Origin of the sequence: Aquirufa nivalisilvae (assembly GCF_004307455.1) — a bacterium.
In the GTDB taxonomy this organism is placed as follows: Bacteria; Bacteroidota; Bacteroidia; order Cytophagales; family Spirosomataceae; genus Aquirufa; species Aquirufa nivalisilvae.
Genome location: NZ_SEWX01000008.1, coordinates 405,480 through 429,954, shown reverse-complemented (window position 1 = coordinate 429,954; position 24,475 = coordinate 405,480). Strand labels below are relative to the sequence as shown.

The 24,475-nt window shown below is 37.4% G+C and carries 22 protein-coding genes and 1 tRNA gene; 14 read left to right on the top strand and 9 right to left on the bottom strand.

Going from position 1 to position 24,475, the window contains the following annotated elements:
* Positions 1 to 260: 260 nt before the first annotated feature.
* From EWU22_RS12815 to EWU22_RS12785, 8 genes are all read left to right on the top strand, one after another.
* A complete protein-coding gene (locus tag EWU22_RS12815) occupies positions 261 to 1,097 on the top strand; it encodes a MotA/TolQ/ExbB proton channel family protein (protein WP_130925856.1) in 837 nt (278 codons plus the stop codon).
* A 73-nt stretch (positions 1,098 to 1,170) separates the two neighbouring features.
* Entirely contained in the window at positions 1,171 to 1,776 is a 606-nt protein-coding gene (locus EWU22_RS12810) for an ExbD/TolR family protein (RefSeq protein WP_130925855.1), read from the top strand.
* Positions 1,777 to 1,860: 84 nt separating this feature from the next.
* A complete protein-coding gene (locus EWU22_RS12805) occupies positions 1,861 to 2,316 on the top strand; it encodes an ExbD/TolR family protein (protein WP_317046215.1) in 456 nt (151 codons plus the stop codon).
* Positions 2,317 to 2,516: 200 nt separating this feature from the next.
* Entirely contained in the window at positions 2,517 to 3,182 is a 666-nt protein-coding gene (locus EWU22_RS12800) for an energy transducer TonB (protein WP_317127134.1), read from the top strand.
* Positions 3,183 to 3,263: 81 nt separating this feature from the next.
* Complete coding sequence (locus tag EWU22_RS13325) at positions 3,264 to 3,506, top strand: hypothetical protein (RefSeq protein ID WP_161566867.1); 243 nt, start codon at positions 3,264 to 3,266, stop codon at positions 3,504 to 3,506.
* A complete protein-coding gene (locus tag EWU22_RS12795; RefSeq protein ID WP_231962902.1) occupies positions 3,460 to 4,440 on the top strand; it encodes a PstS family phosphate ABC transporter substrate-binding protein in 981 nt (326 codons plus the stop codon). The genes EWU22_RS13325 and EWU22_RS12795 overlap by 47 nt, the downstream gene beginning before the upstream one ends.
* Positions 4,441 to 4,591: 151 nt before the next feature.
* A complete protein-coding gene (locus EWU22_RS12790; protein WP_109324013.1) occupies positions 4,592 to 6,295 on the top strand; it encodes a tetratricopeptide repeat protein in 1,704 nt (567 codons plus the stop codon).
* A 66-nt stretch (positions 6,296 to 6,361) separates the two neighbouring features.
* Entirely contained in the window at positions 6,362 to 7,135 is a 774-nt protein-coding gene (locus tag EWU22_RS12785) for an SDR family NAD(P)-dependent oxidoreductase (RefSeq protein ID WP_109324012.1), read from the top strand.
* A 95-nt stretch (positions 7,136 to 7,230) separates the two neighbouring features.
* Here EWU22_RS12785 and EWU22_RS12780 read toward each other — a convergent pair whose 3' ends face one another.
* From EWU22_RS12780 to EWU22_RS12755, 6 genes are all read right to left on the bottom strand, one after another.
* On the bottom strand, positions 7,231 to 10,341 hold the full coding sequence (locus EWU22_RS12780) for a T9SS type A sorting domain-containing protein (protein ID WP_161566864.1): 3,111 nt from the start codon (positions 10,339 to 10,341) through the stop codon (positions 7,231 to 7,233).
* A gap of 275 nt (positions 10,342 to 10,616) precedes the next feature.
* Complete coding sequence (locus tag EWU22_RS12775; RefSeq protein ID WP_130925852.1) at positions 10,617 to 11,513, bottom strand: hydroxypyruvate isomerase family protein; 897 nt, start codon at positions 11,511 to 11,513, stop codon at positions 10,617 to 10,619.
* A gap of 28 nt (positions 11,514 to 11,541) precedes the next feature.
* The gene (locus tag EWU22_RS12770; protein ID WP_130925851.1) at positions 11,542 to 11,901 is read right to left on the bottom strand and encodes an NINE protein; all 360 of its coding nucleotides are present in this window, start codon (positions 11,899 to 11,901) and stop codon (positions 11,542 to 11,544) included.
* A gap of 10 nt (positions 11,902 to 11,911) precedes the next feature.
* Entirely contained in the window at positions 11,912 to 13,570 is a 1,659-nt protein-coding gene (locus EWU22_RS12765) for a complex I subunit 4 family protein (RefSeq protein ID WP_130925850.1), read from the bottom strand.
* Between the two features lie 22 nt (positions 13,571 to 13,592).
* Complete coding sequence (locus EWU22_RS12760; RefSeq protein ID WP_130925849.1) at positions 13,593 to 15,485, bottom strand: NADH-quinone oxidoreductase subunit 5 family protein; 1,893 nt, start codon at positions 15,483 to 15,485, stop codon at positions 13,593 to 13,595.
* 44 nt (positions 15,486 to 15,529) lie between these two features.
* Positions 15,530 to 15,775, bottom strand: a complete 246-nt coding sequence (locus EWU22_RS12755; protein ID WP_161566863.1) for a MoaD/ThiS family protein — start codon at positions 15,773 to 15,775, stop codon at positions 15,530 to 15,532.
* Positions 15,776 to 15,855: 80 nt separating this feature from the next.
* On the opposite strand from EWU22_RS12755, the gene moaA reads away from it, so the two are divergent.
* Together moaA and EWU22_RS12745 are read left to right on the top strand one after the other, a co-directional pair.
* Positions 15,856 to 16,836 (top strand): GTP 3',8-cyclase MoaA, encoded by a 981-nt coding sequence (gene moaA, locus EWU22_RS12750; RefSeq protein WP_109325417.1) that lies wholly within the window; start codon positions 15,856 to 15,858, stop codon positions 16,834 to 16,836.
* Between the two features lie 2 nt (positions 16,837 to 16,838).
* On the top strand, positions 16,839 to 17,822 hold the full coding sequence (locus EWU22_RS12745; protein WP_130925847.1) for a bifunctional heptose 7-phosphate kinase/heptose 1-phosphate adenyltransferase: 984 nt from the start codon (positions 16,839 to 16,841) through the stop codon (positions 17,820 to 17,822).
* 93 nt (positions 17,823 to 17,915) lie between these two features.
* On the opposite strand, the gene EWU22_RS12740 is transcribed toward EWU22_RS12745, so the two are convergent.
* The 3 genes from EWU22_RS12740 to EWU22_RS12730 are packed head-to-tail and all read right to left on the bottom strand — an operon-like array spanning position 17,916 to position 21,184.
* Positions 17,916 to 18,305, bottom strand: a complete 390-nt coding sequence (locus EWU22_RS12740; RefSeq protein WP_109324000.1) for a RidA family protein — start codon at positions 18,303 to 18,305, stop codon at positions 17,916 to 17,918.
* Positions 18,295 to 19,092 (bottom strand): uroporphyrinogen-III C-methyltransferase, encoded by a 798-nt coding sequence (cobA, locus tag EWU22_RS12735; protein WP_109323999.1) that lies wholly within the window; start codon positions 19,090 to 19,092, stop codon positions 18,295 to 18,297. The genes EWU22_RS12740 and cobA overlap by 11 nt, the downstream gene beginning before the upstream one ends.
* Before the next feature lies 1 nt (position 19,093).
* A complete protein-coding gene (locus EWU22_RS12730; protein WP_130925846.1) occupies positions 19,094 to 21,184 on the bottom strand; it encodes a nitrite reductase in 2,091 nt (696 codons plus the stop codon).
* Positions 21,185 to 21,506: 322 nt separating this feature from the next.
* Here EWU22_RS12730 and EWU22_RS12725 point away from each other — a divergent pair.
* From EWU22_RS12725 to EWU22_RS12710, 4 genes are all read left to right on the top strand, one after another.
* Positions 21,507 to 21,594: transfer RNA gene (locus EWU22_RS12725), tRNA-Ser, on the top strand.
* A 100-nt stretch (positions 21,595 to 21,694) separates the two neighbouring features.
* Positions 21,695 to 22,300 (top strand): FMN-binding negative transcriptional regulator, encoded by a 606-nt coding sequence (locus EWU22_RS12720; protein WP_130925845.1) that lies wholly within the window; start codon positions 21,695 to 21,697, stop codon positions 22,298 to 22,300.
* Between the two features lie 37 nt (positions 22,301 to 22,337).
* Complete coding sequence (locus tag EWU22_RS12715; protein ID WP_109323996.1) at positions 22,338 to 23,039, top strand: response regulator transcription factor; 702 nt, start codon at positions 22,338 to 22,340, stop codon at positions 23,037 to 23,039.
* On the top strand, positions 23,029 to 24,396 hold the full coding sequence (locus tag EWU22_RS12710) for a sensor histidine kinase (RefSeq protein ID WP_130925844.1): 1,368 nt from the start codon (positions 23,029 to 23,031) through the stop codon (positions 24,394 to 24,396). Before EWU22_RS12715 ends, EWU22_RS12710 begins: the two co-directional genes overlap by 11 nt.
* Positions 24,397 to 24,475 lie beyond the last annotated feature (79 nt).

Sequence of the window (24,475 nt, the reverse complement as noted above, 5' to 3'; positions counted from 1 at the left end):
TAATTTTTTAATTCTCGAAAAAGTACCCAATAAAGCGACATATTTAGTTTAAAATATCAGGATAGTACAATAGGCCCCTAAGTGATATGAAAAAAATGAGAACTTTTTAGATAAACCCGTGTAAAAATTAATTAAGAATTGCATTACTTTTGCCTTTACTGAAAAAAACAGCGGACGCTTAGAAATCTATGAAAACTGCTACGTTGTATTTTCGCGAGTTTTATTTTTAAATAATTCTTTAACCCCAAATTACCAAACTAATGAGTACACAACAACCAAAGCCAGCTGCTAAGCCAGCTGCACCCCAAAAAAAATCTGGCGGAATTCCTGCAGGTTTAATTCTTGTCATCCTATTTGTCATTGCATTATTGATTTTCCAATTCATTATGGGTGATGGCTCTCACTTCGAAGGTGGAACCAATGAAGGACACCCAATTCCAGGCGATTACTTTGGTATCGTGTACAAAGGTGGTGTGATTGTGCCCGTGTTAATGACTTGTTTCTTGACAGCTTTAACATTCTCAATTGAGCGTTTAGTTACAATTGGTAAAGCAAAAGGAACTGGTGATGTTAATGCATTCGTTCGTGGTATCCAAGCTGCTTTAGACAAAGATGATGTTGAAGGCGCTTTGAAGGCTTGCGAAAAGCAAAAAGGTTCAGTAGGAAATGTAACTCTTTCTGCTGTTAAAAAGTATAAGCAATTGATTTCTGATGGTTCTTTAGATAAAGAACAAAAATTAGCTGCATTAAGCAAAGAAGTGGAAGAAGCTACTTCATTGGAATTACCAATGTTGGAGAAAAACTTAACTATCATTGCAACTTTAGCGTCTGTATCAACTTTATTGGGTCTATTAGGAACGGTAGTTGGTATGATCAAGGCGTTCTCTGCATTAGGTAACTCAGGAGGATCTACAGATGCATCTGCTTTGGCAAATGGTATCTCTGAGGCTCTTGTAAATACAGCATTAGGTATTGGTACTTCAGCTATCTGTATCATCGCTTACAACGTTTTCACATCTAAAATTGATGAGTTAACTTATAGCATTGATGAGATCGGTTTGAGCGTTAACCAAAACTATGCTACGCATCACAATTAATATTTGAACCAATTCGGAGTGAATTTTTTGTTCCGATTTATCATTTTTTTCACCGTTCAAAATAAAAATTGTTATGCCAAAAGTTAAAGCCAAACGACAAAGTGTTTCACTCGATATGACAGCGATGTGTGACGTGGCTTTTCTTCTGCTTACGTTCTTCATGTTAACCGCGAAGTTCCGTCCAGAAGAGGCAGTTACGATTACACCACCATCATCTATTTCAGAGAAAGCTCTGAATACGAAAGATGGTATGTTAACCATCAGTGTTTCCAATGAGGGAGGGGTTTATTTGGCAACTGATGATCAAATGGCTAGGGAATTTATGTTAGAGCGCATGGCTAATCGCTATGGAGTTGCTTTGACAGGCGAAATGAAGAAGAACTACATGAGTTCAGAAATCGTCGGATACCCAGCTGGTGCGATGCGTCAGGTGTTGAATATGAAACCTTCTGAAGCTAAGGATAAAGGATTTATTAAGGGTATACCTATTGATTCAGCAAATAATGAGCTGTCTTACTGGGTTGGATACGCGAAATTATCAAATCCTGAGTTGAAGGTTGCGATCAAAGGAGATCAAAATTCTAGCTATAAAGTATTTGCTGATATTATCGGTACATTACAAGCTCAGAACATTAATATCTTCCAGTTGATTACTGCTCCTGAGAATAAACCAAAATAATTTACATTCTAATTCGAAAAAGAAATGGCAGAAATAGATAGCTCCGGTGGGGGTAAGAAAGGCGGGAAGAAGCGAAGTAAAAAAATGTCAACCAAAATTGACATGACACCAATGGTGGACTTAGGCTTTCTTCTTATCACTTTCTTTATGTTAACGACTACGTTAGCAAAGCCCGTTACCATGCAATTAAACATGCCTGATAAAACGGATACTAAGGAAACATCACCCGTAAAATTGTCTGAAACACTTACTGTGTGTCCAGATGAGAATAAGGTGTATTATTACCAAGGTATCCCAACTGAAGCAGGCACCAAGTTAGAGGTGACCGATTATTCTGACACGGGAATTCGCAAAGTAATCGCGGATTTAAAGGCTAAAGTTGGTAGCAACTTTACTCTGGTAATTAAGCCAACAAAAAAAGCAAAATACCGTAATATGGTAGATATGTTGGATGAATGTGCAATTACTAATAACAAGCGTTATGCCTTATTAGAAATTGATCCAGATACTGAAGCCTTAATCAAACGTTCAGGAAAGTAATTTGGTCAAAAGCCTTTTAAATTAATTTTTAAATAACATAAACTATGTCACAAGTAATAAGCCAAGATGCTACATTAGATGACATTATCTTTAAAGATAAGAACCGAGAGTATGGTGCTTTTCTTTTAAGGACAACGTATCCTAAGGTCATCAAGCGGTCTGTATTACTAGGCTCAGCACTTTTTGTTGGTGCATTGTTATTGGCAGCGTTCTGGAAACAGTTAACTGCCTCTAATACTGAGAAAACAGAGGTGACAGCCGAAGTAATGAAATTGGACACTCCTCCTCCACAGAAGAAGGTAGAGTTGCCACCGCCACCACCGCCGCCACCACCGAAAGAAATTCCTAAGGTGACGACAACTAAATTCTTACCTCCTGAAATCAAACATGATGAAGAGGTGACTAAGCCTGAACCACCGCCAGAAGAGGTACGTGGTAATACAGCTAGTGAAACAGTTAAAGGTGAAACGGAGAATTACGAACCTCCAGTGGATCCAGATGCTAAAGGAAAAGAAGAGCCAGTTGAGCCACCAAAACCTGCTGAAGAGGAAATCTTCACAGCGGTAGAGCAACAAGCAGAATTCCCTGGTGGACCTGCAGCTTTCGGACGTTTCTTGCAGAAAAATTTAAAATACCCATCAGCTGCTCAACGTGCAAACGTAGGTGGTAAAGTATATGTTCAGTTTGTTGTTAATACAGACGGTTCTATACAAGATGTTAAAATTTTGAAATCTGTAGGATTCGGTTGCGATGAAGAAGCTGAACGTGTAATTAAGTTGGTACCTAGATGGACTCCTGGAAAGCAGTCAGGTCGTGCGGTACGTTCTCGATTCACTCAGCCGATTACTTTCGTACTTTCCGAATAATCGATTTCCCATTCATTTTTCAGACCTGCTAAATTTCTTATTTGGCAGGTCTGATTGTTTAACAATTTTTCTGTTTTGACTATGGCACGCCCAGCAGCAGTTTGGATTAATGTTTTTTTTCGCTTTTTCGCCGCTTTAGCTTATTTCTTTTTAGGCTATTACATTGGATTCTGGTCAGAATTCCAATTAGGGGTTTTACTGGACATGCCCACCACTTTTTGGTTGGGAATATTGTTTATGTTGTATGGCATATTTCGTATTTGGCGTGCTTTTTTATATGTTAGTGAAACAAAAGATCCAGATTATGGCAATTATGAAGATTAAATCACTAGGGCTTAGCTTGTTAGTTATAGCCAGTATATTTTCTTGTAATAAATCCAAGGAAAGTAAATTTTCTGATGGTCCAGCGCAAGGAGAAATCTCAGTAGCTGTTGATGAATCTTTTCAGCCTTTGTTAATAGCTGAAAAAACCGCCTTTGAAAATAATTACCACTTTGCTAAAATCAATTTTGATTTCCATGCAGAAAATGAAGCTGTCGCAGATTTGTTGAATGAGAAAGTTCGTGCTGTTGTAGTTACGAGAGATTTGACAGAAAAAGAAAAAGAAATTTTTACACGAGAAAAAGTAACCTACCGCAGTTATAATTTCGCGGCAGATGGTCTAGCTCTTTTGGTACATCCTCAAAATGTGGATACATTAATATCGCTTCCTGCTTTAAAATCATTGTTAACCGGAGAGAAAATAACCTGGGAATCTTTAGGGGCAAAGGGCGCTCGTGGTGAGGTAGCCTTAGTTGTTGATAAAGCTAATTCCAGCAATATTAAGTTTTTGGTCGATAAATTTGGACTCGATACCAATAAACCTCTTCCCATATTCGCTGCAGGTTCTAATAAGGCTGTAATTGAATATGTAAAATCTCATCCCAATGCCCTCGGAATCATCGGCTCCAATTGGATTAGTGATGGAGATAATCCAACATCTTTAGGTTTTATTCGTTCTGTTCATGTCATGTCTGTCAGTGAGAAAAGTAGTAGCACTGCTGGCGATTTTTATCAACCATTCGGTTATAATTTGGCGTTGAAAAAATATCCATTACGTAGGGATGTTAAGATAATTTTAAAAGAATCACACATGGGATTAGGCACTGGATTCGTTAATTATGTGTGTGGCGATATGGGACAGTTGATAGTATTGAAGGCTGGATTAATTCCTCTGACCCGCCCTATCACGATTAGACAGTATCAAATTAGCCAATAGAGCATATTTAATTGACATTGTCTAATAAAATATTGAAGAATTATAATTAATTTTGTAGTTCGTAAAAAAGTAAACTTTTACGATATTTTATTGAATTATTTCAATTTAAGGCCTGAGAATTATTAAGAATCGCAATTAATTTAAATTAACAATGAAGAAAATGAAATCGTGGATACTGGGTTTGGGATTATTAGTATCCAATGTGGCCTTCGGGCAAACAATCCAAGATGGTTTGCATTTTTTAGATCGTCATCAGCCAAGTAGAGCCAAACAAGTGTTTGAATCTTTAGTAGCATCAGCTCCTACTGGAGAGAATTACTATTTCCTTGGCTATTATTACTTGAATCTTCGTGATTGGGATAATGCGAAAGCCGCTTTCGAAAAAGGTAAAGCAGCTGATCCTAAGAACTACTTGAATCAAGTTGGTTTAGCGTCTATTTTAGTAGGACAAAATAATGTGTCAGCAGCAAAAGCTGAATTCGATCGCATTATTAAAGAGACAAAAGAAAAAAATCCTGACGTTTTGCACCGTATTGCTGAGGCTTATGAGATGTTTTATGTTTTAGGAAAAGAAGAAAGCTTCAATGCTAACAATAATGATCCGGGAGAAGCCATTCGTTTGATTGATTTGATTCAAGAAAAAACAAAGAAGGTTCCCAATGCGGCTCAGTACATTGTTAAAGGTGATGCTTACTTAATCAAGAATGATGGTGGTAATGCTGTAACTGCTTATGAGCAGGCCTTATTGCAAGATCCTAAGAATGTAAAAGCTAAAGTTAAAATTGGTATTGTGTATTTACGTGGAAAGAACTACAAAGAAACACAAGCTCGTTACAAAGAAGCTATTGACTTAGATTCAAACTATGCACCAGCTCACCGTCGTTACGGTGAATACCTAATCGTAGGTAACCAATACAAAAATGCAGCACGTTATTTTAGAAAGTATTTAGAGAAAGCAGAAGCTACTCCTGAAGTTACTTTAGAAACTGCCAAATTATTGTTCTTGTCTAAAGACTATGAAGGAGCAATGAAGTTCACAGATGAGGCAGATAAGAAAGGTGTTAAAGATAATGATATCTATCGTATGCGTGGATATGCCAATGTGGAAATGGGTAATTTCCAACAAGGTATTGAAAACCTAGACGGTATGGTGAAAAAAGGTGTTAAGCCTTATTTCATGGACGATTTGTACTTTGGAAAAGGGTATCAAGGTTTGGGTAAAGACTCTGTCGCTTTAATCTATTTAGAAAGAGCTGCTCCTTTAGATACGAATAACAATGTGTATTCCATCATTCATGATGTTCGTTACAAGCAAAAAAGATATGCTGATGCAGCTAAAGCAGGTTTAGGTAGTATTGAATGGAAAAAGAAGAAAAGCCAAACAGTAGGCTCTGGTGATTATTTCAAAGTTGCGATGGACTATTATTTAACTTCTGCTTACATGGATCGTGCTGACACCTTAGGTCGTCCTGCCATGGCTATGAGAGCTGATTCTATGTTTGCTAAGGCGATTGAGATTAATGACAAATGGCCTCCATTCTACATTAACCGTGCTCGTGCTAATAACTTCATTGATTATACAGGAACAAAATGGTTAGGAGCTCCTTATTATGAGAAGTTCTTGGCTTCTGTGGAACAGCAAAAAGCAGAAAAAAGCACTCAATATAAAGAAGATAAAAACCAATTATTTGAGGCACTTAAATTCTTAGGTGGATATCATTTATCGGTTACCAAGGATGAAGCCAAAGTAAAAGAATTATTTACTAAAGCTCAGGAGATTAAGCCAGATGATCCAGATATCAAAGCTTACTTCAATCCTGCTCCAGCTGCACCAGCTGCGGCTCCAAAGAAATAAATTGAATAAAAAGCTGCTTCATGCAGCTTTTTATTTTTAAATCGATCACTCAATTTAGATACCATCATGTCATACGCTATCGTTACAGGTGCTAGTAAAGGAATAGGAAAGGAAATAGCTTTGGAATTAGCAGCCAGGGGATATAATTTGCTTCTAGTAGCACGCAATGCCCAAGAATTACATCAAGTAAGCGATGAAATCAAATCGCACTTTGCATTAGAAGTTGATTATTTACCACTAGATCTATCCCAGTTAGGGGCAGTAACTCAGTTATATGAATGGGTTGTGGAAAAACAGGTGGATGTGAGAATTTTGGTGAATAATGCTGGATATGGATTGGTAGGGGCATTTGAGTCATATTCTTGGGAGGAAAACCAACAAATGATGCAAGTAAACATGCATGCATTGACAGAAGCTTGTTATCGTTTTTTCCCGCTACTGCAAGGTAAGGGGCAGGCTTACGTATTAAATATAGCAAGTTCCACTGCTTACCAGGCAATTCCTTTGATGAGTTTATATGCCGCAAGTAAAGTGTTTGTGTTGAATTTTTCTCGTGGTTTATATCACGAATGGAAACCAAAAGGAATTCAAGTAACCGTGATTAGTCCTGGGGCCACCTCAACTAATTTCAATGACCGTGCTAATTTGCAAGATAAGGCAAGAAAGGCTGCTGAAAAAGTAGTGATGACTCCTAAAGAGGTTGCTAGATTAGCTGTGGAAGGTATGTTTGCTCATAAACCAGAAGTCATTACTGGATTTATAAATAAATTAGGAGCGACCTTGGCGTGGTTAATGCCGAAATCGTTAAGTGAGAAAGTAGCTAAAGGAATATATGAGTAATTCTCACATGGAAATGTAGTTTACACATGGCCCCATCGGGGCCATGTGTGTTTAGTGATAGTTTAATTTCTGTACTTCAAGTTTGACTTGGATTTTTATGGGCTAATAATGATCATTTTCTCTTTACTATAATTAGGAGCAATGATCTTTAAAATATATGTTCCCGCAGGGATTTGAGGTAATTGTAATTTGATGGGTTGTGTACTACTAGGTAAATTGTATTGAATAATTTCATTGCCTAAGAAGTCAAATATTTTTGCTTCTGCTAGTGGAATGTCATCTAAAAGCTCTAGTTGTAACATGCCATTTTTATTAGGATTGGGAAAAATGGACATTCCTTGCATGTTTTCAGGTATCGACATGCTTATTTTCTGATAGGGAGAATAGCAAATCAAGCTTTTCAATGGATACAAGTCATATTGTTTTAAAGATCGAACTTCGTATATCCCAACTTCCTTGGCCTTTATTAAGGCTTCTTGATCATTCAATCGTTGATGATCTTTTTTCCATTCATATTGATCTGGCTGATCTAAACTAATCGCCTCTAGAAAATATACTCCAGATTTTTTAATGGCAGGCAGTAAGGGATTTTCTCGTCGATAAATGCTAACTTCTTCGCTTCTCTTTGACCAGCATCCATATAAATTGCGAGTCTTTAGCCAATAAGTCCCGGAGTCAGTAATTTTAATTCGTTCTTCAGTCGAGTCATTTTTCCATAAATAGGCATGGGCATGACTAGCTTGTAATTCAATGCTTTCACCTGTACAAAATTGTTTGGAAGGAATAGCCTCAATAATGGGAATTGGTTCCTCAGGATAATGATAAGTTTGAACTGAATCACTCGAAACAGACCAGCAGCCAAATTGATTTTGCACTTTGAGCCAATACCATCCTGGGCTTTTCACGTTATTATTTGGAGTCGTAATTCTTGTATTCCATAGATAGCTGATGTATTCACTGGGTGCTTTTAGAAGAATGGAATCCCCTTGACAAAATCCCAAGGCTGGCGAAGCTGTTATACTTGGTGGAATAGGATTTTCATGTACTTGAATAGAATAGGAATTTGACCAATCTGACCAGCATTGATTGTCTTGACTTACTTGAACTTGGAATTCAAATACGCCAACTTGTTGTGCCAGGAACTTGACATTAAGGGCTGTTTCACCATTTTTCCATTTGACGTATGGATAGAATTGTGTTGTAGCTATAAGGCTAGTGTCTTTCAAGCAAAGAGAAGTTTTTGAGGCAATAATTGTTGCCGCTGGTGGAGGTGTCCGAATTATAAGCTCTAATACCTCACTTCGATAGAAACAGGTACCTTGTTGAATAATCGCTTGATATTGTCCAGCCTCTAATTCTTGATGTAAAATAAATGCCTCAGAGAAAAAATGGCCATCTTTTTCCCAACCTATAAATTGATCTTTGAATACATGATCTATTTCAATTTGGGCAATTTGACCTTGACATACATCTTGTTCAAAATTTTTAATAATCGGAATCTTTGGTTTTTTCAATACAGGAATCCTTAGGTTAATCGTATTGCTGTTAGAATCAGAGCATCGAATTTGGACGAATAATTCATAGCTAGCATCTACTATCCATTCAGCACCTTGGGATCTCAATTGCTCTGGACCATACTGATTAAAATACATGACATTTCCTGGGCAGCCTTGAACTTGTATTTTATAGGCGTCTTGTTGACATAATGCTTCCATCGTATATGTAATTTCATGCCAAGGTGGACTAGGGTTGACAGATGGCTCCTCTTCATCAATAGGTATACTGATGTCGTCATCCTCTTGGCCAATATCAGGGATGGTTACAACCGTGCTATCACGGGGGATTTCAGGTACAATGATGCTATCTTGAGGGATGTTGATGACTTGGTTTTCCCATTGAATAAATACCGAGTCTTTGGCTATACAATTCAATTGATCTTTGACTTGAACTTTGATATATGCAGAAGAACGAAAGGGGCCTATGATTGGGTTACTCACTTGATTTGCACTAATGGGTGTATTATTACTCGTTGACCATGTGAAACTATAGGGAGGAACCCCTCTAATGGCAGTGGTAAATAAATTAGCATCATACAAATCATCTCCTTTAAGTTGTTTATTTTCACCAGCATCTGCCAAAAGAGAAGGAGCTACAGTAACTCGGAGGGCTGTTTTAGGACTTTCACATTCATTTATTTTTTGAGATACCCATCGGGTAATTTCAAGATTATCTTGCCCAGTATTGGTTGTTTGTGATACCTGAATGGATGTGGCAGTACTAACTGTATTTTTATCAGTAGCATTGAGATACCACAAATTATTACTTCCTCCAGAGGCTTTGAAGGTAATGATGGCACCGCTACAAACCTGTGTTGGCGTACCGCTGTTGCTAGGAGCCTCGGGGACAGGGAATCCTTGTGCATAAGTACCTAAGGAAGGAAGACTTTCGCATCCATTTTTAAAACAAGTAGCTTTGAACAAATGTGGTGAAGCATCAGGTAAACTGATGTTCATTCGGGCTCCTTCTCCAATTTTTTGTTCTTGTTCATTGTACCAATAGGTACTGTATGGAGAACAACCTGTTGAGTTGATTGATATTGGGCTGTCTACACATCCTTTATAAAGATTGGAAGCATGAGTAGGAACAGGGGCATTTTTAATTTGTAAACTAACTTCAGTGGATGTTCTTGGACAAGTGCTAGACTGATTTTCATTGGTCAAAGAACCTTCATTATCATTATTGGGACTAATGGAAAAATTAATTCGCACTTTAATTTTTTGACTATTCAAGGTCATCATTGCATTAGAAATAACCAATTCTTTGTTTTTAGTACCGCTGAAATTAGCATCATCCACCATATCTTCAAACGGCCCTCCATTCACAGAACGCGTCCATTGGTAATTCTGTACTTGTGCTAAAGAAGAACTAGGGATCTGTGGTGTTAAAGTTCCGATTCCTCTTTCACAAATGCTTGGGTTGACAATGGAAGTAATACTATGTAAGGTAATACTTGCCTCTTGGGAATATACTTGACAGGAGTTTTTGCTAACCTTAACTCGATATAAAGTGCCAGAGGGATGGAGTGTTCCTCCACTAGGATAAATTTGATACTGGGCATTGGTAGCTCCTGAAACAGCGCTGAATTGACTGTCATTGGGTCGTTTCTTTTCCCATTGAAATGTACTACCATCAGCTTTCACGATCATTCTGATGCTGTTTCCATCACAATCTGATTGAGAAATGGGCTGAGTCAGAATAGTAGGGCACTGGCCAAGGGTTTCCCTACTTATGATCAATATTAGTAAATGAATTAGGAGCTTTTTCATTTTGAACTCAAAGAATGTGAGTTCAAATCAGAAAATAAATGCTGAACCTAAATAGCCGAGTGGGGCTTTGAAATGGGAATAATGAATTACTTGGTAAAAAAAATACGCAAGCTATTGTATGTCAACAGCTTGCGTAAATATCAGGGTTCTGGTAATTAGATGTCGCAGATCTTAACAGCTTGCTCTAAAGAAGCCATTTTATCAGCACGAGCTGGTATGAATTCCTGTCCGATAAAACCTTTATAACCTGTATCATAAATAGCTTTGATGATAGCGGAATAATTTAACTCTTGACTTTCATCAATTTCATTTCTACCAGGTACTCCACCTGTATGGTAATGAGAAATATATTGGTTATGCTTTTTAATCGTGGCAATTACATCTCCTTCCATGATTTGCATATGGTAGATATCGTAAAGTAATTTGAATTTATCAGAACCTACCATTTCACACAAAACTGCTCCCCACTCCGTATGGTCACATTGGTAATCTTTGTGATTTACTTTGGAGTTTAATAATTCCATGGAAATAGTTACATCATGTCTTTCAGCCGTTTTCATGATGCGTTGTAGCCCCTTTTTACAATTTAATAAGCCTTGTTCATCACTCATTCCATCTCTATTACCAGAAAAAGTAATTAAGTTTTTAACGCCCACTTTAGCGGCTCTTGGAATTAAATCTTCATAAAAAGCCACCAATTGATCGTGGTTTTTTATCTTATTGAAAAAATTAGTCAAGCCCATTCCTTCTGGATATTTACCCCAGCCAATGGCAGCGGTCATGTCGTGTTTTTTCAAAATATCCCACTCTTCTGGCCCAGTTAGCTCAATGGATTGCAAACCAATTTTTTTGGCATTTATAACTAATTCCTCAAAAGGAATAGCCTGATAGCACCAGCGGCAAGCTGAGTGGTTGACTTTGCCTTTTAAATCAATTCCTGCTTGGGTGTCTGCTTCCTTAAATCGGTGTTCCATGGAATTACCTAAGAAACCTAGCCCCGCCAATCCTGCGGAGCTTTTTATGACATCTCTTCTTGTAAATGTAGTTTTCATCGTAATGGTTTTTCTTAATTAAATAGTATTAACCTTGCCAAGTTCCAATTAACATACCGGTTTCTTCCAATACTTTTAAATTATATTTCAAGGCAATTTTTTTGTATTTGACTAAATCGATAATCGTACCAATCAACAGAAATCCTCCAGTAAAAAAATAGAGAAGTCCTAATCCAATTCGATTAGTGACAAATCGCTGAATACCTGCAAATCCTACAAAACCCATGAGCGTACACAATAGAATTAATAATGTATCTCTTCTTCTAGCTAGGTAAATACCTAAAAATTGCTCTTGTTGACTATCACTTAAGTCATGCAATTTTTGTTTCACGGCAATCATTTCCTCCATTTCTAATTGTGAAATTAAGGGCAAAAATCTAGGGTTCATAAGCCTGATATTAATGTAGGGTTGTCAAGAAGTTGGACACAAAGTATTTGGACCAATCCAAGATTAATTGTGGAAATATACCGAAAATGATGCTTAATATACCAAGACAGAACAAACTAAATATTTCTAGGCGATTTAAATCAGGCAATTTCCACTGGGAATCGAATAGATAAGTTTTACCTAAATAGATTTTTTGGAAGGTCCAAAGGAAATAACCAGCTCCTAATAAAATACCAAATGCACCCAATACCGCCCATGCTGGGTGGATATATGGACTAGTGAATGCACCCAAAAGACTAAAAAATTCTCCAATAAATCCTGAAAATCCAGGTAACCCTAATGATGCAAAAATGGCGATACCTGAAATTAAGGTAAATCGTGGCATCAAGCTAGCAATGCCGGAGTAGTGATCGATTTGTCGATCGTGAGTTCTTTCATATAAAACTCCCACCACTAAAAACAATAAAGCAGAAAGAATTCCGTGAGAAACTAATTGGTAAATAGCTCCTTGCCAACCCTCAGCATGAAAGGAAGCAATTCCTAGTAGGACAAAACCCATATGTGAAACAGAGGAGTAGGCTACTAGTTTTTTCAAATCACTCATAGCAAGGGCATTGTATGCTCCGTAAATGATGGAAATCGCTCCCAAAGCCGCCATGATATTGGCCGACTCCAAGGCTTCTTTTGGAAAGAAAGGAATAGCTGTTCTTAACCAACCGTATGCCCCAATTTTCAAGAGTACCCCAGCCAGAAGGACAGAAATTGGGGTGGGAGCTTCTACGTGGGCATCGGGTAGCCAAGTGTGTAAAGGGACCATGGGTAGTTTGATCGCAAACCCAATAAATAAAAGCCAAAACCCCCACATTCTCGCACTAAGGCCATTCAGTAACCATCCTGAATTTGGATGTAAAATACTGTTGGTTTGGCAATTATTTACATCGCTTAAAGCCTGCATATCAAAGCTATGGACCAAATCAAAGTTGGCAATTTCCTTGTTAGCTATTGCCGTTTGAATATTTTTTAAAGCAGCTAAATCAAAACTTTGACCCTCTTGAATCAAGCCAATATGTTTAGCTGTTTCATAGGGATCAATATAGGCCAAGCTGATTCCTAACATCACAATGAGTATAAAAAGTGAGCCTATTAATGTATATAGGAAGAATTTAATGGAAGCATAGTTTTTGCGAGGCCCTCCCCAAATACCAATAAGGAAATACATGGGTAAGAGCATGAATTCAAAGAAAACGTAAAAAAGGAATAAATCACGGGACAAAAAGCAACCCATTAAGGCGGCATTTAATAATAGTACCAAAGAATAATAGGCACCTTTTTTCTCTTGAATTGTATGCGAATTGATGACGGCCAAAAAGGATATAAAGCCCGTTAATGCAATTAATAAAAAGCTTAAACCATCAAGACCTAAGGAATATTTGATGACAAACTCTCCTAATGAACCTAGAGGTAATTGAATCCATTGAAGTTCTTCTTTCCATTGAAAAGAAGTTGACGATGGGTCAAATGCTGTTCCTGCATATGCAAGAGCTAATAATTGAATGACAGAAATCCCTGTAGCCCAATGTTTAATTCCATTTTCCCATTTCACAAGTGCAGCCACTATGGAGCCTATTAATGGTAAAAGAATAATAAATGATAGTAGCGGTAAACCCATTATTTCATTTTAAAAGGACTATTTACAACCAAACGTAAAGTAAAAATAGACCAAATGTTAAAAATACCAATATCCAATACTGCTGAACTTTTCCTGACTGCCATCTACTTAAGAAGTGACCAGAAATTTGACTGATTTTTGTACTAAATCCAACTAGAATGCCATCAACGATAAATTGATCTAACCAGGCTAATATATGTCCAGTTACTACCTGTAATTGGGCTAACCAAATTAAGAATCGATCTAGGAATACATTATCAATAATATGTACCCAACGTGCTTTACCATTTGTCAATTGAAAAATGGCTGGCCAAAATGAAGGCCAAAAACGGTAATTATCTTGAGGGATCCACTGGCGGCTTATCCAAGTTAAACCTAAACCTAGTACCCAACTGAATGCTGTTATGAGAAGCCAGATTGTAGGAACTTCCCAGGTTTTTAGTTGAAATTTATTTAAAAGCAATGAAGGATGGATATGTAATACTTGGGTACTCGTCCAGAAAAATAAGCTGAAAAGTGCTAAAATAAGCACGGGGACATACTGAGGTAAATTCCACGATGGTTTTTCTAAGGTTAAATTTTTTCGGTTTTTCCCCATGAAAATTAAGTAGAACTGTCGACTGATATACCAATTACTTAATAACATACCTATACCTAAACAAGCAAGTAAGGTCCAATAAATAGGGTAAAATGGGCTGTTTTGTGCATTTTCCCAAAGTAAGCCTGCTAGGTTTTCTTTGCTAAAAAAGCCATTAGTCAATGGTAAACCCATTAAGCCTGCTGCAAAAATACCATAGCCGAGTGCAGTCCAAGGTAGCTGCTTTCTAAGTCCCCCCATCTGATGTAAGCTTTGAGGATCTAGGTGATGACTAGCTTTTTGATGGTGTAAATAATGAATGACAGAGCCAGCCGAAAGGAATAGACCTGCTTTGAAAATACCATGTACCACTAAATGTAATAATGAGGCGTCAGAACCCATTCCCATCCACATAAGACCTAATTGGGATATGGTTGAATAGGCTAATGCTTTTTTGATATCTTGTTGAAATAAGGCAAATACAGCCCCGCAAAGCAGCGAAATGGCACCAATAGCTGCCATGAATAAATGAGTGTCTTCGCCAGTAATGGGGTGTATTTTAATGCCAAGGTAGACACCAGCGGCTACCATGGTAGCTGCATGGATTAGGGCAGATGCAGGAGTTGGTCCTTCCATGGCATCTGGTAGCCAAGACATGAGTGGAAATTGAGCAGATTTCCCTATGGCACCTGCTAGTAATGCAATGCCAATGGCAATGGGTGCTGGCCCAACAGATCCTATGTGCATGGCAGAAAACTCCATGGCGTTAAAATGGATGGACAAGCCAATTAAGCCAATTAGTAGTCCAATATCGCCTAAACGATTTAATAGAAAGGCTTTTTTGGCAGCTTGGATGGCAACTTTTTTTTGATACCAAAAACTGATTAAAAGATAGGAACAGGCTCCCACCATTTCCCAAGAAGCGTAGAAAATCCAAATTTGATCGGCAAATAGTAGGGCATACATGGCTGCCGCAAAGAGGTTTAAATACAGGTAGTATTTAGCTAAATGAGGCTCATCTTGAAGATATGAACTTGAGAAAACTTGAACAAAAAAAGCTACAATAGCCACGAGTAAAGCTACCATTTGAGCAGAAGATGTGGCAATGAAGCTAGCTCTAAATTCGGAATCTCCCAGAGTAAACCATGGGTTATGAATAGCAATTTCATGACCATTTACTTGGTAAATAAAATAAGCTAATCCGATTAATTGGATGCAAGATAAAAAGCTAGAAAAAGTAGCTAATAAGTTCTTGGGAATTTTAAAGCAAAGTGCGATGAGCATAGCCGAAATCCAGGGGAAAAGGAGGAGGCCAATAAATAAGGGGGTTAAGCCCATCGGGTTACACGAGTTTAATGTACAAATATACAGTTCTTTGTTGTTTAACCGCCACTGACTGGTGGAATTAGGGCAATTTCCATGCCTTCATTCAAGATAAAATCAGCTTCTGGAAAATGATGTTCCGCTGCAATTCGTAGGGAGGGAAGCTTGGCCAAAGGTGGATAGCTCGTTTTTAGTTCTTGCAAAAGCTGAGCTGCTGTTAATATTTTCTCGGAACGCAACACAATTTCCTTATTTTGAAGCAAATCTCTTGTTAAACCAAAAAGTAGAATTCGATAGTTTGGCATTCGTTTGGGGGCGATTTTGTACCTTTGTATATAATACAAATATATTGGATATTTCTCAAAGCTTACCTTCTTCTCGTCCCATTCTCTATGATAATCATGGTAGAGAAATGACATATCTGCGATTAGCTGTCACGGATCGATGTAATTTGAGATGTTTTTATTGTATGCCTGAAGAGGGAATACATTATTTGCCAGAGAAACAATTGTTGACCTGGGAGGAAATGTTACGAATAGTGCAGCAATTGCATGTATTAGGATTAAAAAAAGTTAGAATCACAGGTGGGGAGCCCTTGTTACGCAACGGCATCATGGAATTCCTTGAGGAGTTAAGTCGCTTGGAAGGATTAGAAATTTGTTTGACGAGTAACGGAGTCTTGTTAGAAAAACAGATTCCTAAATTAATTCAATTGGGAGTTAGGTCGATCAACTTGAGTCTTGATTCATTAGACAAACAACGTTTTTATCAAATTACAAGACGAAATGATTTTGATGTGGTTTATTCGGCCATGTTAGGCTTGATAGAGGCAGATTTTAAAGTTAAAATCAATGCGGTAGTAATGGATGGGAAGAATGAGCAAGATATTTTAGCTTTGGCACAATTAACGGAGCAATATCCTATTTCTGTTCGTTTCATTGAAGAAATGCCTTTTAATGGTTCAGGTAATGGTGCCGCTAATTTAAACTGGGATTTTATTAAAATTCTAGATCATTTGAAAGCACATTTTGGGAATATGCAGCCCATGGATCTTAGCTATGGAGAGACTGCCATGAGATATCAAATTCCTGGATTCAAAGGAGATGTTGGTGTGATTGCGGCTTTTAGTCGGACTTTTTGTGGAACCTGTAATCGAATTCGATTGACAGCTTTGGGGGAAGTTAAGACTTGTTTATATGATGATGGTGTATTTGATTTGAAATCATTTATTCGACAAGGTGTTAGCGATGAAGAAATTAGACAAACTTTCATTACTTTATTTGGGAATAGACCCAAAGATGGTTTTGAGGCAGAAAAAAATAGAAAAGGAATTATAAACGAGTCTATGACGAGTATTGGGGGTTAGTTATGAAAACAGTAAACGATATTTTCAAAGGTTTTGATCAATTGCAGGTGTTGGTCATTGGTGATTTAATGATCGATGCTTACACTTGGGGAAAGGTGAGTCGCATTTCTCCAGAAGCTCCAGTGCCTGTAGTTCAAGTTATTAAGAAAGAAGCTAGATTAGGAGGTGCAGGTAATGTAGTCATGAATATAGCTAGTTTAGGCGCTAAACCATGGGTTGTTTCTGTGGTTGGGGATGATGAGGCTGGGTTGCAACTTAAGAGTTTATTGGAGAAAGAAGGGATTTCCTTGAGCGGAATTGTGGAGGAAAAAGGAAGAATAACTTCTATTAAAGAAAGGATAATTGCGGGTTCTCAACAGTTGTTGCGAGTTGATTCTGAAACAGATAAGTTGATTCAGCATGCAAGTTCAGCGGCCCTTTTGGAAAAGGTGAAAGCCTGCATAAAGGAAGTAGATGTTATCATTTTTGAAGATTACGATAAAGGTGTTTTAAATGAGCAATTGATTCAAGAAGTAATCACTTTGGCTAGAAAACATGGGATTCCGACTGTAGTTGATCCTAAAAAGCGCAACTTTTTTAGTTACCGTGGAGCCACTTTATTTAAACCTAATTTGCATGAATTGCGAGATGGATTAGGATTGTTTCCCGAAGATCTTGAAGGCCAAAAATTATTGGAGACAGTTCATCAATTTAAAGAAAACCAAGGTTTTGATGGAGTATTTGTGACCTTATCAGAAAAAGGAGTATTGATGGATTTGGGGAAAGAGCAGGTTCGAATTCCTGCACATGTTAGGCAGATAGCGGATGTTTCAGGGGCAGGAGATACCGTAATTTCCATTGCAGCTTGTGCGCTGGCATTGGGTTTACCTGCACGCCATATTGCTTCATTAGCCAATTTAGGCGGAGGCTTAGTTTGTGAGTCGCTAGGTGTAGTTCCTATTGATAAAGAATTGTTGAAAAAAGAGGCCGAAAGCCACTTGATGTAAAGTTGTTTTTTACAACGCTGGCAAGGTTCCAAACCTTGACAGCGTTTGTCTAACGGACCAATTTTTGAATTATTGTATCAAGAAACTGATAAGCTATTCCTTAACCCAAGCTGTGAATTCTATCTCCACTTTGTACTGAGGAGCTATCAATGCTGAAATTTCATAGATACCAGTGGTTGGCTTAACTGCTCCAAAGAAGTGAGCATGGGCTTTAGCAATATCTAAGTTTTTGGAAATGTCAGTCGTGAAAATTCGTGTTCTAACGACATCATTGATGGAAGATCCAGCTTCTTCTAACACCAAGGCAATGCGCTCAATGATGTTGTAAGTTTGAGCATATAAATCATCCTCTTTTACTTTATCGCCATCAATAAGGGCTACTGTTCCTGAGATTTCCAGTAAATTTCCTGTTTTTACTGCACGGCAGTATCCAAATACATCTTCAAATGGAGAGCCACTTGATATTGAAATTCTATTGCTCATTTTTATTAATTAAGTGAGATATTTTTTCCCAAACGTCCTTTTTAGCATGACGAACTACTTCGCCTATGATAATAACTGCGGGATTGCGAAGGTCTTCAATTTTAGCCAAATTTTCAAGTTCACCTGCGATACCTAAGCCCACTTTTTGTTGGGACATTGTCCCATTCTGAATAATAGCTGCAGATAAATTGGCTTTTCCTGCATCCTGACAAATTTTAGAGATCTCGGCTAATCGATGCATTCCCATCAAGATAATGATCGTGGCAGTAGATTGTAATCCAAGTTGTAAATCACTACTTAAAGAGCCATCTGATTTTGTGCCCGTCATGACCCAAAAGCTTTCGTTTACTCCTCTGATAGTCAATGGGATATCCGCTGCACCTGCTGCAGCATATGACGAACTGATACCAGGGATATAGGCAGTCAATAGACCAAATTGTTTGGCATATTCAATTTCTTCTTGACCTCTTCCAAAGACAAAAGGATCTCCTCCTTTTAGTCGAACGACATGACCTAATTCATAGGCTTTCTTTACAATGAGCTCATTGATCGCATGTTGTGAATGGCTTTCCCCCGCCTTTTTCCCAACAAATATTTTTTCGCAATGATCAGAGCAATGACCAAGTAAGCTGACATCCACCAAGGCATCAAATAAAACGACTTGAGCACTTTGCAAAGCCTTGATGGCTTTTAAAGTGATCAATTCAGGATCACCAGGCCCAGCACCAACCACACTAAGTTTCGGTTGAGGTTCTAATGATTTAAATCGACTTAATTGTTGGATCATCTTAATTACTGGCAATAGATTGGCGGAATAAACTAGCGGTTTCTAAGAAACTCAATGCTTGCTGAGCATAAGCTTTTGCGAAAGCTTCGCTAGGCTCATGTTGATTGATTTGAAGAACTAAAGCAGAAAAGCTTTCGGCTTGTAAATCAAAATCACCGGTTTGTAAATATTGCTCATCGAATTTCGTAATCACGGCATTCTGAGTAGATACTTGTACACTCTTATCTAATAATAAAGCTTTAGCAGCAGAAACGAATACGCTGTAAGCGTGATAGATAGCATCTGCCCAGCGTTTATCTTCTAAGGCACCTTTGCACCAATCATATTTTTCTTCGGATTCGAATAGCAATGTAGCTACTAAATCGATGATGACACTGGCACATTCACCCACTCCAATTTCCGTATGAAAGGACTCCGCGGCTCCCCAGTCAATAAAATCATCATCCACCAATGTTTGTAAATCAGCAATCGGCTTCAATAGAGTATAAAAATATTTTTCTCCTTGACGGTCATAGTACTGGTGGAAATATTCTCCTTCTAAAGCATTTTCTTCATAGTTATTTAAAACTACTCGCAAAACTTCAGGACCTCTTTTAGATGGAACCTTAATCACTTTGTCTGCAATTTTTCCTTCCCCATTTCCAAGTGTGGCTCCTCCTAAAAGAACTTGTAGTGCCGGAAGAACTCGCTTATCTGGAGCTTTCAAAGATGATCCATGAAAGCCTATGCTGGCCATGCTGTGTTGTCCACAGGCATTCATACATCCCGAAATTTTGATTTTCATTTGGCTGTCATGAATTAACTCAGGAAAATCTTGTGAAATGACCTCTTCTAATTTCGATGTAATATTGGTGGAATCAGAAATAGCCAAATTACAAGTATCTGTACCTGGGCAAGCCGTGATATTCGCCACAGAATTGGCGCCAGGTGAAGCTAAATCATGGTCTTTTAAGACTTGATATACATAGGCTAAATTTTGTTGTGGGACAAATTTGAACAACAAACCTTGGTTAATGGTGATACGAACATCATCTCCAATATATCCTTCTAAAGCCTGCATGATACTTCTAGAGGTATCACTGGAAATATTTCCGTTCAAAATACGTACATATACCCCAAAATAACCTACTTGTTTTTGCTCAAAAGTATTTGAACTTAACCAAGTTTGGTATGCTTCAGAACCATCCGAAATGATGTTGGATAGTTTAGTAGGTATAGAAACCTCCCAAGCACCATCGCTAGGAATTTCTACCACCTGATTTTTTAAAGCTTTGGTTTCAGCATTGACCAAATCCATAAACGCCTCAAATCCAATTTTCTGAATTAAGAACTTCATACGAGCTTTATGACGGGAGTTTCTTTCTCCATGACGGTCAAAAACACGTAAAACAGCTTCCATAAATGGAATAATTTTATTCTCAGCTAAGAACTCATAGGCCGTGTAAGCTAACATGGGTTGTGCACCCAAGCCTCCACCTACCACTACTTTAAACCCTTTAATACCTTGTTGAATTTTGGGAATAAAGCCCATATCATGTAAATAAGCAAGGGATGTATCTTCGTCTGTATTAGAAAATGATATTTTTACTTTTCTTCCCATTTCTTGGCAAATCGGATTTCTCAATAAATATCGGAAAGCGGTATCTGCATGGGCACTTACATCAAATAATTCCAAAGGATCAATCCCAGAAGTAGGAGAGGCTGTGATATTTCTAACAGTATTTCCACAAGCTTCACGTAATGTAATATCGTCTTGTTCTAATTTAGCCCATAACTCAGGCGTACGATCCAAAGAAACGAAGTGAATTTGAATATCTTGACGCGTCGTTAAATGCAAATTTCCTGTCGAGTATTCATCTGAAATAGCTGCAATTCGGCGCCATTGGTTGAACTTAATTTTTCCATAAGGAAGTTTAATGCGAACCATTTGTACGCCTTGTTGTCTCTGGCCATAAACACCACGAGCCAATCGAAGGCTACGGAATTTCTCTTCATGTATCTCACCTGCTCTGAATTGAGCAATTTTATTGGCAAGATCAATGATGTCTTTTTCTACTATAGGATTTTCTATTTCTGAGCGGAAGCTTTGCATAATGGCGTATTTTTAATCTTATATACTCTATATAATATATAGATTTTAAGCAAAATTACAAATTCAACGCTATTCGACCAAGGATTTTTCATTCGAATGTAAAAAACTTTTACCCAGTAATCTTTGAAATAGAACGATTATTTCAATGCAATTCAAATTGTAGATGTAAAGGATTTTCCACAACTTATATTTGTATAGGCCATTTTTAGGTAATCAAGGTATGGACTAATGAGGAATTAGCTTGAAATTCTAATAAAAGTAAAAGGATGTGAATGGCAGTTTCCATTCTTCAAAAGAATTGATTAGTTTTGCCCTCCCAAACAGAGGGGTGTCCGAGTGGTTGAAGGAGCACGCCTGGAAAGTGTGTATAGGTCTCAAGCTTATCGAGGGTTCGAATCCCTTCCCCTCTGCTCCAAAGACAAATCTATCTTAGATTTGTCTTTTTTTTGTTTTTGGATAATCAGGCTCCGAATGAATTCAATACATTTGTTCACATAAATCCGCTGAGCAATGTACATTCCCGCCATCAACCAATTGACAGATTTAGCTGAAATTATCCAATTCATTCAGAAATATAGTTTTGGAACCATCATCACCTTGGTTCATGGTAAACCTGTGGCGACGCAATTGCCTTTTGTTTCCCAGTTGGTGGATAATAAAATTATTTTGAGAGCCCATTTTGCCAAAGCCAATGAACAATGGAAGCAAATTGTAGATCAAGAAAACTTATTTATTTTTCAAGAACCCCATGCCTATATTTCTCCAAGGCATTATGAAAAAGAGCAAAATGTGCCTACTTGGAATTATATATCCGTGCATCTTTATGGAAAGGCCAGATTCGTTCAAACCCAAGAGGAAGCTCAAGGTATTCTGGAAGAAAGTATTGAATTTTTCGAAAAGGAGTATAAAACCCAGTGGGATGGGCTATCTGAGGCATATAAATCGAACATGATACAAGGAATTGTAGCATTTGAAGTTGTAATTTCTGAAATTCAAGCCAAGAAGAAAATAAGTCAGAATAGATCAAAAAAAGAGCAAGAACAAATTGCTCAAGCTTTATCGCAAAGCACTTTGAGCCATGAACAGCAAATTGCTGATTATATGAAGAAGAATTAGGAAATTAGATTTGCATGTTATTTTCAATGCATTGCCTATGAAGAGTCAAGTTAGAATATTGTTGGTAGAAGATGACCCTAGGATATGTCAGAATATTCATGATTATTTTTTTCAGGAAGGCTTTCTAGTAGAAATTGCTAGAGAAGGATTGGCTGCTCAAAAAATGATGGAAGAAAAGAAATATGACATTATTGTATTGGATATCAATTTGCCTTACAAAGATGGTTTGACTTTATGTAAAGAATTTAGGCAATACAATACACATACGCCCATTTTAATGCTAACAGCATTTGACGATTTGGATGATAAAATGCATGGATTTGAGGTTGGAGCGGATGATTATTTGACTAAACCCTTTTTTATGCGGGAGGTCATGGCACGAGTGAAAGCATTATTAAAGCGCTCAAAAAACCAACCAGTCCCTGAAGCAGAGAATATACTACGTATGGAAGATTTATTGATTGATTTAAGTACTCAATCGGTCAGTAGAGGAAAGACTCCGATTAGTTTAACTCCAAGAGAATTTAATTTATTACTTAAATTGGCCAATGCCAAAGGTAAATTAGTTACTAAGAGAGAGTTGAATCGGGATATTTGGGGAGGATCTTTAGATGAAAATAACAATACGATTGAGGTGTATATTAACTTTCTTCGGAAAAAAATAGATAAACCATTTGCCTCTAACTTAATCAGGACCAAAGTAGGTTTTGGTTATTACCTAAGTTCTCATGAGCATTAGACAACGTATATTGATTTACTTTTCTGTCTTGTCTATCTCGGTGGTAGGTGTGACATTTTTGTTGTTGTTTACTGTATTTAAAAATTATCGAAAGGAAGATTTTCAACAAAGAATAAAGGATCATATTTTCTCCACCATGGGGATATTGGCGGAAGTGAGAGAACTGGATCAAGATATCATCCAATCCATGGGGGAGTTGACGGTCAATAAATTATTTAGAGAAAAGACCTTGTTATTTGATTCTCAAAAAAAATTGATTTATTCCAGTATTGATGATACGAAAATAGAGTTTTCAACAGAACTGTTAAAAGAATTGAACCAAGATCGTTCAATCATTGAAACAGAAGAAGGGGATTTAGATGTCGTTGCGGTGACATTTCGGATTCGAGGGAAACAATTTTATGGCATATCTAAAGCCTATGATAAGTTTGGGCATTCCAAGCTAGACTTTTTGAAAAATATCCTTTGGGTATTTTTTGTTTTGATTTCAGCACTCATCTTATTAAGCTCGTTTATTCTTTCTAAGCAGATTACCCAGCCTATTATACAAATGGCATCGGCATTGAAAGTTATTAATATGGAAACCCCTCACAGTTTCTTACCTATTCCTGAAAATAAAGACGAAATCTATTTGTTGGCACAGCGATTTAATGAATTGATGACTCGTTTACAGAATTCATTTGCCTTTCAAAAGCATGCCGTACATCATATTTCCCATGAATTGAAAACGCCGATTGCCATATTAGTAAGTAATTTGGAGAATTTAGAAAAGGAAAAGGATCCTATTCAATTGGTAAAAGGCATTCAAAATCAGAAGGAAGACACCCTGTTATTAGGGGATATGATTAATGCCTTACTTGAAATAGCCAAAGTAGAAACTCATGCTAATTTGAGTTTTCAACGGATTCGTTTAGACGAAATCGTTTTTGATGCTTGTTCTGAAGCCAAAAAATTGTACCCAAAATTCAAATTTGATATAAAAATTCATCCCAATATAGAACAAGAGGATAAATTAGTGATTGATGGCAACATCCGACTAATTCAAATGGCCGTTCAAAATTTATTGTTGAATTGTATTCATTATTCTACCACGAAAAGGGCCGAAATTATGTTTCAATTTCAGTATGGAGAATTAAAAATATTTTTCTCCAATGAGGGACCTTCCATCTCAGCCTCTGAAGTACCTTACTTGTTTCAGCACTTTTTTAGAGGATCCAATAGTCAAGGTAAAAGGGGTTTTGGATTAGGCCTCGTTTTGGTGAATAAAATTGTTCAGCTACACGGAGGTAAAATAGATTATCAAGTGGATTCGAATATTCGTAATGTTTTTACCCTTCATTTTCCTAGTAAATCATAATGGTAAGTTGTTGATTTATAGTGCGATAATAAATTAAATTCTATTTTAAGTTCATTTTAAGTCTAATCTTCCCAGTTTT

Excerpts from the sequence above, each read along its gene's own strand:
- EWU22_RS12720 (WP_130925845.1), top strand. The coding sequence starts at position 21,695 with ATGTACATTCCCGCCATCAACCAATTGACAGATTTAGCTGAAATTATC.
- EWU22_RS12770 (WP_130925851.1), bottom strand. The coding sequence starts at position 11,901 with ATGAACCCTAGATTTTTGCCCTTAATTTCACAATTAGAAATGGAGGAA.
- EWU22_RS12765 (WP_130925850.1), bottom strand. The coding sequence starts at position 13,570 with ATGGGTTTACCGCTACTATCATTTATTATTCTTTTACCATTAATAGGC.
- EWU22_RS12775 (WP_130925852.1), bottom strand. The coding sequence starts at position 11,513 with ATGAAAACTACATTTACAAGAAGAGATGTCATAAAAAGCTCCGCAGGA.
- EWU22_RS12755 (WP_161566863.1), bottom strand. The coding sequence starts at position 15,775 with ATGCCAAACTATCGAATTCTACTTTTTGGTTTAACAAGAGATTTGCTT.
- EWU22_RS12785 (WP_109324012.1), top strand. The coding sequence starts at position 6,362 with ATGTCATACGCTATCGTTACAGGTGCTAGTAAAGGAATAGGAAAGGAA.
- EWU22_RS12745 (WP_130925847.1), top strand. The coding sequence starts at position 16,839 with ATGAAAACAGTAAACGATATTTTCAAAGGTTTTGATCAATTGCAGGTG.
- EWU22_RS12710 (WP_130925844.1), top strand. The coding sequence starts at position 23,029 with ATGAGCATTAGACAACGTATATTGATTTACTTTTCTGTCTTGTCTATC.
- EWU22_RS12810 (WP_130925855.1), top strand. The coding sequence starts at position 1,171 with ATGCCAAAAGTTAAAGCCAAACGACAAAGTGTTTCACTCGATATGACA.
- EWU22_RS12805 (WP_317046215.1), top strand. The coding sequence starts at position 1,861 with ATGTCAACCAAAATTGACATGACACCAATGGTGGACTTAGGCTTTCTT.
- EWU22_RS12740 (WP_109324000.1), bottom strand. The coding sequence starts at position 18,305 with ATGAGCAATAGAATTTCAATATCAAGTGGCTCTCCATTTGAAGATGTA.
- EWU22_RS12815 (WP_130925856.1), top strand. The coding sequence starts at position 261 with ATGAGTACACAACAACCAAAGCCAGCTGCTAAGCCAGCTGCACCCCAA.
- EWU22_RS12730 (WP_130925846.1), bottom strand. The coding sequence starts at position 21,184 with ATGCAAAGCTTCCGCTCAGAAATAGAAAATCCTATAGTAGAAAAAGAC.
- cobA (WP_109323999.1), bottom strand. The coding sequence starts at position 19,092 with ATGATCCAACAATTAAGTCGATTTAAATCATTAGAACCTCAACCGAAA.
- EWU22_RS12790 (WP_109324013.1), top strand. The coding sequence starts at position 4,592 with ATGAAGAAAATGAAATCGTGGATACTGGGTTTGGGATTATTAGTATCC.
- EWU22_RS12760 (WP_130925849.1), bottom strand. The coding sequence starts at position 15,485 with ATGGGCTTAACCCCCTTATTTATTGGCCTCCTCCTTTTCCCCTGGATT.
- EWU22_RS12795 (WP_231962902.1), top strand. The coding sequence starts at position 3,460 with ATGTTAGTGAAACAAAAGATCCAGATTATGGCAATTATGAAGATTAAA.
- EWU22_RS13325 (WP_161566867.1), top strand. The coding sequence starts at position 3,264 with ATGGCACGCCCAGCAGCAGTTTGGATTAATGTTTTTTTTCGCTTTTTC.
- EWU22_RS12780 (WP_161566864.1), bottom strand. The coding sequence starts at position 10,341 with ATGATCGTGAAAGCTGATGGTAGTACATTTCAATGGGAAAAGAAACGA.
- EWU22_RS12715 (WP_109323996.1), top strand. The coding sequence starts at position 22,338 with ATGAAGAGTCAAGTTAGAATATTGTTGGTAGAAGATGACCCTAGGATA.